The sequence below is a fragment of the Parabacteroides caeci genome (assembly GCF_023656795.1).
GTDB lineage: Bacteria > Bacteroidota > Bacteroidia > Bacteroidales > Tannerellaceae > Parabacteroides > Parabacteroides segnis.
In genome coordinates this window covers 115822-125238 of record NZ_JAMOKT010000010.1, presented here as the reverse complement: position 1 = coordinate 125238, position 9417 = coordinate 115822, and the positions used below count along the sequence as shown (strand labels likewise).

The following is a 9417-nucleotide window of genomic DNA, read 5'->3' as shown; positions in this document are numbered from 1 at the left end:
CAGCGACTGCCTGCATGGCTACGCTGCTGGCAGCGACTGCCTGCATGGCTACGCTGCTGGCAGCGACTGCCTGCATGGCTACGCTGCTGGCAGCGACTGCCTGCATGGCTACGCTGCTGGCAGCGACTGCCTGCATGGCTACGCTGCTGGCAGTTAATTCTATTGCAGAAATATATGATCCGCAGAGTGCGGTCATGGCGGCTTCAGACAAAACAAGTTCGGCCAGTAATTCTTCGTCCTCCAGAATATCCGTGACGGTCGAATAGTTTTCCGGGCCAACTCCCAAAATACCGCAAAGATATTTCGCCATCGGCATCGTACCCAGTCGGATACTGTCATACGCGCCAGGAGCGGTTTGAATGTAAGCAACTGCTTCCGGAGTTTGGGCGACCGTGATCATTGCCGTTACATCTCCTGCGATGGAAACCATGTTGAAGTAGCTGTCCGGATTAAGGCCCGTCAGATAGCAAATATACCGTGAAGAAGCCATCGCCGAACGCTTGACCTGGTTAAAAGCCGCCTCAGATATGACAACCTCGGCGGCGTGACCGGTAAAAAGATCGGTCAGGTTGTCAAAGCCGAAAGGGTTCAGGCCGGAAGCCTTTGCGATCGCCTGTGCCAAGTTCAGTTCCGAGACCGCTGTCGCCATGTAACCCACCACGACATTTTCCGCAATCGTGTCACCGGCTGCATTGAAGAGACAATAATGAAACCCCTGTTTGGTGACATTCTTCACCGATGCAAAAACAGCTGCATCCTGCGGGGTGAGAACCACATACACGTCTTCCGAAAACTCTTTCGGAAAAGTAAACGAATTCCAACCTGCACCGGTATTCGTAAGCGTACCGGCCTGCTGTTCCGGCATACGAAGCGATGATCCGAGTTGACGACAAAAGTCATCCTTCGTTCCTTTATACCCTCCATAGGTGACCAAAATGTCGTATGCGTCCTGTGCCCAAGGATGAAAGGGTAGACTCTTGTAAGGATTCTTTCCGTCACCTATCACAAAGCCGCCGGAAGGCTCTAAGACCACTCCCGGTTCACCTTCTGCGAGTATGGGATTTGCTTTTTCCCATTCCTGTATTGTTCCATTTCTCAATTGCAATTGTATAGCCATATCCTATATCTGTTTATTGATCTGTTATTTTGCCAAATGATAAAACTTGTCCGGGCGTGTATACCGAAGACGGTTTTCCCCCGTCGATCCCCGTTCCTATAGTCGGGTTTATGCCCGTGTCTTCCCATTGTTTCGTTGCGATATTATACGTCTCCCAACAACCGGTCGTTTCGCTGATCCGGGGAGACAACCCCGAACTGATCCGAGGAGGCAAGTCCTTGTACATCGATTTTCCATCCCCCATGCGGATGATACCAGTATCACTTTCCCAACAAAGCACCTTCGCCGGTATCGGTTTCGTTTCTGCCAGCCATTCGGCCAGCGTTTTTTCCATTTGCTGGTAGACGTAAACGCCACCTTTGTTTCTTGTCATTGTTATTCCTCCTTGCCTTTTAAATATCCATCTTCCAAATAAATGTAGCTTTCCGACTCATCCGAAGAAAGATCGGACGGTCCTGTAAGGATCATGTCTGTTATGAGCGATCCCGGCCCGCTTCCCATTTCTTCCCATACCGCCCCGGCCTCAGTCACTGCATAAAGTTTGAAAAGGACATATTCTTCTGAATCTTTGTCATACCATCTCGTTTCATCGCCAACGCTGTAAGCGTACTGAACGCCGTTATAGGTATAATGCGTGTCGGCCTCTGTCGGCTCATGGTCGATGTCGATCACCGCCGACCCGCTGCGTCCTTTCAGGTTGGGAGTGACGAACTCACCCTCTACCGTTGTTATCTTCAATTTATAATTATCCGGTGTATTAGCTTCCATCTCTTCCACCTTGACATCAAAGCCTCTGAGGTTCGGTGTCGTAAAAGTTCCTTTGGCATGGGTGAATGTCAGTTTGTAGACGTCCGGTGTGTTCTCTGTTTCCGTTACCTTTACCGATACACCACGGATATTGGGAGTGTCAAATTCACCCTTCGCGCTTTTGACATGCAGGACATAGCTGTCCTCTGTATTCTCCTTTTCTGTCACTTCGGCATTTATACCCAAAGCCTGTACTCCAGTATCCGTCCCTTGTACCACCCAGCGTCCGGTTTTGGAATCAATCAGAGGGCTGAGCCAGTCGAAATACTCATCCAGCGTCTTTCCTTCATTTTCCGGTAGTTCCTCCCATACTTCGTATGAAGATTTACCTTCGGCTCCCCGGAGCTTGCCCTGGTTGTCCCATTTCCATAGGCCATCCACCACAAGCCAGGCGTAATAATCGTACGGTTCCGTTTCTCCCACGGCGTACACGCCGTCGATGCCGGTTCCGTCCGGTACTTCCGTTTCGAGCTCTTCCAGGGTATCATAACGCCCGACGATCTTGAAAGACTCCCCGATATCTCCTTTTGCCTGGATGCCGGTATTGCGGTACTCGTGCGCCTCGATGTCGTATTCGAACCAGAAACCGCCCTGGGGCTTCATTGGATGCGCCGCCAGTTCAGCCCTTAACGCCTCTGCCGTGACACGTCCTTCTTCAGCCGTCCGCCGCCCGTCTTCAGCCAGAACCCTGAGGCCTTCAGCTGAAACGCGTAAGTTCTCGGCTTCCACCCTCGAGGTTTCGGTTTCCTTCCGGGCTGACTCTGAAGCCTCCCGGGAAGATTCGGCTGTTTCCCTATTCACTTCAGCGATTTTTCTCTCAGCCTCTTTTCCCGCCCGTTCTTCCTCGGCCAGGATACGGGTACTTTCGGCCAATGCCCTCTGGCTCTCAGCCGCTGCGCGGGATACTTCCGCCACTTCACGTTCCTCCTCGGCCAGAATCCTGGCGCCCTCGTTTTCTATACGTTCGGTTTCCTTCTGCACCCTCACGGCTTCAGCTTCCCGGCGCAGCCGTTCCGCTTCCTGCCGTTCGCTTTCGGCTTGATGGCGCGCAGCCTCCTGTTCTTCCCTTACCGTCTCGGCTTCATCCCGGAGGGTTTCAGCCGCCCGGCGTAAGTTTTCCGACTCTTCCCGGATACCTTCCGCCGCAAGGCGTCCTTCTTCGGAAGCGGCACGGATCTTTTCGGCTTCGTCCCGAAGGGATTCGGCAGCGGCACGTGTTTCTTCGGCCGAAGCCCTGCCCGTTTCGGCTATGACGCGCAGCCCCTCGTTTTCGGAAACCTCCCTGTCGGTTTCTTCGGCAGCACTGGCCGCCTGAAGGGCACGCTCCGTCGCTGCTTTGGCTTCAGACGTGGCAGCTTTCGCTTCAAGGGTGGCTTCCCGTGCTGCGTCCGCACTCTCCAGTACCGTTCCCGCCGCTTCAAGGGCTTCGGCTGCCGCATCGAGTGCCGCCTGCTTTACCGCCCCGACATCTTCTATGGCCGTTTCCACACGCGAGGCAGCGGTATTGGCATTATCCGCTGCCGTATTCGCGTTCATTGTAGCCTCACGGCATGCTTCGATCTGGATGTCTACGCCTTTTGTCAGGAGATCCATCGGAACCAGCACATTCTTCTCCACGCCACCCAGCCGGTACCGACCCGGCAGTGACGTAATCCCCTCGATCGTGGTTGCCATCTCCACACGGTCCACGCTCGTGCCATGCACCTTCAAATAATCCAGGAAACCCGGAAGCGCCATCGCATAGAACGCTTCCAGTTCTCGCTGGGATGTCTGGATCATTCCCATTTGAGGCCTCCTTTCTTATTCGTCAGAGAGGGCTTCGCGCACGCAACCGGGGACTTTCAGGTAGATCGTATCCACTTCATCGGTTGTCAGCGAGGCGTAAGGTTTCAGGCTCGTTATCAGATAACCACCCTTTTCGTCATAGCTCACGCTCCCGACTTCCGCGTCATCCTTTATGATCTTGCCATAAAGCGTACGGCCTGCGGCGTTTGTCACTCTCGTAAAATGGATCGAACAAACTTCGCTCACCACTTCCGGATCATAATTCACTGTCGAATTCGCTGTCTTCTTTTTCATCTTCGATTCTTTTTATGGGGTTAAACATCATTTTCCTTCTATCAGGTCCGCAACCCGGCCATAGGCTCCGGCCGAATAGGCTTCCGCACTCACTTCCTTTAAGAAGTTGGCCTCCTCGACGGTCAGTTCCACCGCATCGGGGCACTCCGAGATACGGAGGCTCAGCAGGTAAGCCATGTACTTCTTATCCGGTGGTACTATCCCGCCGCCAAGCGTACTGAGATTGAAAAGTGTCAGGCAAAGCTCCTCGGCCATGTTACTTACTTTTTCGGGATTCTTTCCCGGGATCCCGTTTCCAAAACAGTCGGTAAACTCTCGATTGAAATTCACTGTCATAATGTTATCGTTTTTTAGGTTTAATATATCCCGTTACAATGCCGTTTTTTATCCGGAACAGTACACGATCCTGTTGATACGTCATTCCGGCCATTCTGCTTTTCGTTTGTTTTGATATTTCTTTCATTGTATCATAAATTTTATTATTATTCACCCCAATAGCCTGTAATAATACCGCTTTCCACAATCAGACGAATCTTGTCCAGGTCCGGACTGCCGACCGTCTTGTTCCAGTCGACTCCTTTATGGTAGGTGTAAGTACCGTTCGAATTACGTGAGGTTATTACACGATATTCCATTGATGCACATGCGTCGCTGATAAGGCCATTTGACGTGTCACGCACGTCCACCGGACCGACAAAGTAACCTGCGTATGTCATGCCACTTGCCGGATAGGTCTGTGTCCCTGTCGATCCGTATATCGCAGCACCTCCCATGTTCGAGCCGACCGCTTTTACCCCGAACCGGCCCATCGTGGCTGCATTGAACGCGACATCCACGACACCTTCCGTATCGGTCTGCGATACGCCAAGTTTTAGTGACCGGGAATCGTTTGCGAAATAATCACGGCTTTTCCAGTATAAACGGCCGCCATCGACCGTAAAACCACCAATATGCGTTGTACCGTCCGCTTCCACCCTGAAAGAATTATTGATCGTCGTCACACCGTTCAGATTAATCTTACTGGCGTCGATCACAACCGATTCACTTGATTGGTTGATGGCCGATATTACGCCGTCCTTCTCCACACGGAGACTGATCTGGGTGGTATGCACGTCAATCTTTGCCTCGGCACTTGATACACGTCCATCAAGGGCATTCACCGTTGATTTTGTCGCATATATCTGACTCGCGTAGGCCGTCGTCACAATCCCGCTCGCACTCGTTGGATTACCGTAAGCGTCGAAGTTCGCAACCACCGTGGAGATCTTATTTTTATTTTGCAGGATGTAGCTCGCAGAATCCTGTATGTTCGTCACGTCTTCCCACGTGTTCGAATTGTCATAACCTATATATCGGTAGGTATGACCGTCGGAGGTGTTGTGCCAGGTACTCCCTACATATTTGTATTCCTGTCCGCTCGGCCAGGAGTTCCAGGGATTGTTCGCCTGATTGTAAACCTTTGCATCCCCGGCCGAGGCTGCGATCCCGGCAACCACTTCGATACGTGCCCGGGCCGCGTCCAAATCCCCCGACACTTCCGTAACAGCGGTACTAATCGAATCCGTTTTTACTTCTAATTGCGATATTTTTGCCGTATTCTCCGTCGTCTGTTCGGCATAGATCCGGATTTGTTCCTTTGCCGCATCCAGATCGATACCGATTTCCGTTACCGTTCCCTTCAGATTATCGATGTTCGTACCCAGTAGCCGGATATTACTGTCGGTCTGAATGAATTTTGTCGAAGTTTCTTTCTTATAATCTTCCAGCGGACGGTCCGTAAGGGAAAGGATGGCAATATACATCTCGCCGGTATAACCCAGCACAAAATCACCCGTGCCGTCCCACGTGCCGCTCCACTGGAGTGTCTGCCAATCGAGTGAGCCTGTTACGGCGACCGTCTGATATGCCAAAGCCCCCTCTTCACTTGCTGCATCCGGAAAACCGACCTCGAGACTGCCATCCGTTTTGGCCAGGAATTTTATCGTCAGATAAAGCGTATCTTTTACGTCTACGTATTCTTCGGTCATGTTGTTAGGCGTTGGCGGGACAAACTCCTTGTGCGTCCCCGGCTGCCGGATATGGGCGTTCTGCTGGCGGATACCGCTGTCATAAAGATGCAGCATGTTACGGCCTTCGTATTCCTCAATGGAAGCCGTTTTTCCTGTAAGGGTATAGATAGCGCCGTTCATTAACATTGCCTCGCCGTTTTGCATCAGGATCTCCGCCTCATTTTCCGCTTGCCAGTATTCCATCGATTCCGAAAAGGTGGCATTCTTCAGGTAATTCTCCTCTTCCGTAATATCGTACCTTACACGCTGGTACTGGGTCGCAAACATAGACTTTAGCATTTCGATCTTCGCGTCCAGGTTTTCGCCCGTACGGCGAAGGCGGATATCACCTACCGCATAAAGGTTCGTCAGCAGTTCGCCGAAGCCTTCCAACCACCCGAAAAGATGGTGGTAAATGCCTTTCATATTTCCCAGCCTTCCCTTCAACGAATTATCCGGATCCGTCTTCAGACCGTAGACAATATCCATATAAGGCGTCGCCGTCCCGACCGTAATGATCTGGATGATACCCTTGCGGTCGGCATCCGTCGCATTATCCACACGGGTAAACGTATCGCCTTTCGTGATAAGTTCGGCAGCCGGCCTTCCATCGGCTGATACGAAGTTCTGGAACGTCACCCAGTCCAGACGGTCCTCGCCGTCTTCCTGATTTCCGATACCGCCGGCCGTTATAATAAGTTCATAATGTTTCGTCACATAGTGGTCGTTCTCTTCCGACGGCATCCCGTTGTATTGCTGGACCATGATATAATCGTCCTTCCTGAAAGGGTTGTAATACCGGCCCCCGTTCGTATCAAAATAAACCCGGCCGGTCGCCGCGTCATAATGGTCCACTTCCATCATGCCGGCAAACACCCGGTTGTCGTTCTCACCCAAAAGCTGGGAGATCACCATCGTAAAAACACGAAGCGTACCGCGAACGATCACTTCGTCGAACTCCGCCGTGTATTTCGTCTCCGGAATGCCGAGCGCATTCAGAACTTCCTTTTTGAAGATGCTCCAGCCTTTGCCGTCCAAGAACCCCGATATAAACTCCTCACTCGACAGGTTGCCACGGAACTCAGCCGCTCCGTTTACCTGTAATTCCTGAAGGATCGCACGAAGGCGGGTGATAAGCCCTGCAAGTTCCGCATTACCCTCCTTATCGATACGGCCACCTGAAAGCCCTTCACTGAACTTTCCGAATTCCGCACCGGCAAGGAACTTGATCAGCCCCCTGGCTTCGTCCGGACCAAGACGTGAAAGCGCCAGCATGGCGATCTGCTTTAAGGTCATCTTAAACGAGGCCACATTGTAGTCGCTCGCCGGGGTGTTCTCCCAGGAGCGAACGATGGCCATTGCACCTGCGCCGCCGCTACCACCGGTCTTCACATAATTCCTGACATCGGCGATATCACCCGACATTTTCTCCAGGACACCTGTCGAAAGTGCGTCGCTGATCTCGATATCCATCGATGTGGGCAGCGTGACTTTCCGGGTGATCTTCGTGATACGGCTCCGGCGGTAACCGGTCTCGGGGAAATACTCCGGGCTAAGGAGCTTTACACGCCGGCCTATATAAAGGTCTACGGCATTTTCCTCCATCCACACATGGTCTGTCGGGGATTTATAGACGGAAACATCGATACCGTTCTTTTCGTTATAGGCGTCGACAGCCTCTTTTAATTCTTTTTCGGCTGGCGGGTAATATTCGTCCGGCATCGACAGGTTCCAAAGGATGTATTTATCGCCCACCTTCGGGACAAGTTCACCGCCGGGAACCTGCATGTTATTCCCGTACGGCCAAATGGTGATGATCTCGAACTCGCGCGTATCGCTATCGAAGTTCACTTCGAAATAATGATCATCGCCTATACCGAGTCCGGAAAGCTCACTGCCTTCCTGAAAGGAGACGCGTTTTACTTCATTCGCTATCTCATAATCGTTCGGGTCGAAGTCCATAGCGTCGTCCTTGAAATAATAAATCGTGTAAGGATTGCCCTCTTCGTCCGTCACTTCTTCTTGCCTTACGGCGCTTACCGTTCCGATCCTTCGGGGATAGATACCGGCGAAAGCGTCTTTTTCATAGTGGTGGATGATGCCGTACTTTTCCGTATTCACATCCACGTATCTTGCGCCGCCGGGCAATTGCAGACGGCTGTGGCCATAGCGCGAAGGATCAATGTTACGGTCGCTGCCGACAGGAAAAAGACGGGTGTAGACTTTCACGCCGTCAGCCGTGTCCTTCTCGATCTCCAGAAGGCCTTCTCCATAACCCAGCGTAATTTCCTCCCCATATTCGCAGCGTGTAAGGTTTACCGTCGTGCCGTCCGTCCACCATTCGGCTCCGACCTTTCCCGCGATCTCCTTCAACCCCTCGTCACAGTATTTACCCTCGTAATCGATGACAATATTATCCGAACCGTCCACCTGGCCCACTTTCCAGTCGGTCGTACCGAAACCTTCGTTGATGGATTTCACGATAAGCTCCACATGTTCCGACGGTGGGGCGGTCAACGTAAATGTCGGGTTCGCGTCACCATCCGTCGTGTCGAGCACCAGGAAACGACCGACCAGGCTCTGAAGACCGTAGAACTTCACGTCGTAGCTCCATTCCTGGGTATTTCTTTCATGTGGCAGGTACCGCTCCGTAAGCCAGTAGCGGTGCCACATGAAGTCCACATAATCGCCGACCTCCAACGCCACATACTCATACAGCGTAAAGGAAAGCGTAAGAATGTTGTCCGACTGGATGCCGGAAACTTCCGTCGAACTTTCATCCGGGGAAAGCTCAAATTTTTTCTGCCCTATCCTGTTGTATACTGTAAGTAGCATATATATCGTTCTTTTTTCGGTGTTTGAATACTTTTTGAATATCGTTCAAATGCCGTTTAAATAACCGGGACCGGCTCCCGGAACTTCACCTTGAAGCGGCTTGCCTGTACGCTGTCCCGCCAAAGCGACGTAAGGGGTTTAAAGCCGCTGCTTTCTTTATAATAAACTTTTTGCCTCAGGTCCAGCTGCGGATAATATAGCGTCAGCCAGCCGTCTTCACCTTGCTTTAGAAAGGCAATGAAACTGCGGTATTTTGAGAACCATTCCGACCGGCTCGAAGCATAAAGGGCAAACGTCAGCGTCATGTCCCGGGCCTCGTTTGTCACCGTGAGCTTTTCTGAATATTTCTCGCCGTCCCTCTCACGGATATCCACTGCCGTATGGCTTTTCACCTTTGAAGGGGTAAGGATCGCCGTCTGGTTTTCCCGCCCGCCTTCCTTTTCTTCCGTAAGGAACACGCCATACTCTTTCCACACGTCAATGCCGTTTATAAAAAACAGCCCGCCTATTATGTCATCCATTCCTGCCATT

General features: G+C 51.9%; 7 protein-coding genes. All 7 read right to left on the bottom strand.

Annotated features, from left to right (window positions below; all coding sequences use genetic code 11):
• Positions 1–1117 (bottom strand): H-type lectin domain-containing protein (locus NBH15_RS07420; protein WP_250822349.1); only part of this gene is annotated, 1117 nt, incomplete at its 3' end.
• 13 nt (positions 1118–1130) lie between these two features.
• A complete protein-coding gene (locus NBH15_RS07415; RefSeq protein WP_250822348.1) occupies positions 1131–1490 on the bottom strand; it encodes a hypothetical protein in 360 nt (119 codons plus the stop codon).
• A gap of 2 nt (positions 1491–1492) precedes the next feature.
• Positions 1493–3709 carry a coiled-coil domain-containing protein gene (locus tag NBH15_RS07410; RefSeq protein ID WP_250822347.1) on the bottom strand — a complete coding sequence of 739 codons (2217 nt, stop codon included), beginning with the start codon at positions 3707–3709 and terminating at the stop codon, positions 1493–1495.
• A 15-nt stretch (positions 3710–3724) separates the two neighbouring features.
• A complete protein-coding gene (locus NBH15_RS07405; protein ID WP_250822346.1) occupies positions 3725–4003 on the bottom strand; it encodes a hypothetical protein in 279 nt (92 codons plus the stop codon).
• 27 nt (positions 4004–4030) lie between these two features.
• On the bottom strand, positions 4031–4339 hold the full coding sequence (locus NBH15_RS07400; protein WP_250822345.1) for a hypothetical protein: 309 nt from the start codon (positions 4337–4339) through the stop codon (positions 4031–4033).
• Positions 4340–4485: 146 nt separating this feature from the next.
• The gene (locus NBH15_RS07395; RefSeq protein ID WP_250822344.1) at positions 4486–8886 is read right to left on the bottom strand and encodes a hypothetical protein; all 4401 of its coding nucleotides are present in this window, start codon (positions 8884–8886) and stop codon (positions 4486–4488) included.
• Positions 8887–8942: 56 nt separating this feature from the next.
• Positions 8943–9407 (bottom strand): hypothetical protein, encoded by a 465-nt coding sequence (locus NBH15_RS07390; protein WP_250822369.1) that lies wholly within the window; start codon positions 9405–9407, stop codon positions 8943–8945.
• Positions 9408–9417 lie beyond the last annotated feature (10 nt).

Excerpts from the sequence above, each read along its gene's own strand:
- NBH15_RS07410 (WP_250822347.1), bottom strand. The coding sequence starts at position 3,709 with ATGGGAATGATCCAGACATCCCAGCGAGAACTGGAAGCGTTCTATGCG.
- NBH15_RS07400 (WP_250822345.1), bottom strand. The coding sequence starts at position 4,339 with ATGACAGTGAATTTCAATCGAGAGTTTACCGACTGTTTTGGAAACGGG.
- NBH15_RS07415 (WP_250822348.1), bottom strand. The coding sequence starts at position 1,490 with ATGACAAGAAACAAAGGTGGCGTTTACGTCTACCAGCAAATGGAAAAA.
- NBH15_RS07395 (WP_250822344.1), bottom strand. The coding sequence starts at position 8,886 with ATGCTACTTACAGTATACAACAGGATAGGGCAGAAAAAATTTGAGCTT.
- NBH15_RS07405 (WP_250822346.1), bottom strand. The coding sequence starts at position 4,003 with ATGAAAAAGAAGACAGCGAATTCGACAGTGAATTATGATCCGGAAGTG.
- NBH15_RS07390 (WP_250822369.1), bottom strand. The coding sequence starts at position 9,407 with ATGGATGACATAATAGGCGGGCTGTTTTTTATAAACGGCATTGACGTG.